The following is a 762-nucleotide window of genomic DNA, read 5'->3' as shown; positions in this document are numbered from 1 at the left end:
CTGTTCCCCAATAGAGCGAATCTTTCATCGACACATCGCCCACAATGCGTCCGTCCAGCACACGGATGCCCCGCTTTGTCAGTCCGCCAATCAGCTCCTTCAGGTCGGTTTCGTCCAGTTCGGGGTCGAAACCGCCTACGACGTACAGATCGCCCTTCAGCGTATCGCCCACAATGCGCCCACGGGTCCACAGTTCGGTGCGGAAAGGTTCGTCGATGCCCTGCTGCGACAGGGCCGTAATGGCCGTCATCACCTTCATGGTCGAAGCCGGGCGCGACAGCTTGTCGGCCTGATATTCGTAGAGCATACGTCCGGCAGTAAGGTCGTAAATGCAAAGGCCGGCATGGGCACCGGCTGGCAACTCATACTTCAACAAGGTATCGATACGCGAGGCAAGCGTCGCCACACTGTCGGCCTGCTGTGCAGAGGCACGGTGCGCGAACAGCCAAGAAAACAAAAGCAGGCAACACGCCTGCAGGATAATCCGCTTCATAGTCATCTGTGATATTCAGTGAAGCAAATGAAGCAAAAAGCCGACGAATACGCAAGCGGAAGCAGGGCTTTTTTGCGGCACAGGCCAGAGTTTTGAGGAAAAAAGGCTGGAGTTTCGGGAGAAAACGCCCGGAGTTTCCATAGAAAACCCGCCGGGTTTTACGGGAAAATGCCCGGGGTTTCGGGAGCAAACGGCCGGGGTTTTATACAGGGGAAAAAGGGGTTGTGAGAAACACTTGCACGGCTCGTTTAGAACACAAGTACGGCTCG

General features: G+C 55.8%; 1 protein-coding gene. It reads right to left on the bottom strand.

Annotated features, from left to right (window positions below):
- On the bottom strand, nt 1-493 hold a 493-nt coding region (locus QVP67_RS08860; RefSeq protein WP_288180058.1), incomplete at its 3' end, for a D-alanyl-D-alanine carboxypeptidase.
- Between the last annotated feature and the right edge of the window lie 269 nt (nt 494-762).

This window comes from Bacteroides sp. CAG:633 (assembly GCF_000435115.1).
GTDB lineage: Bacteria > Bacteroidota > Bacteroidia > Bacteroidales > Bacteroidaceae > Bacteroides > Bacteroides ndongoniae.
Note: the sequence above shows the minus strand (reverse complement) of the source record. Positions and strands in the feature narration are given on the sequence as shown.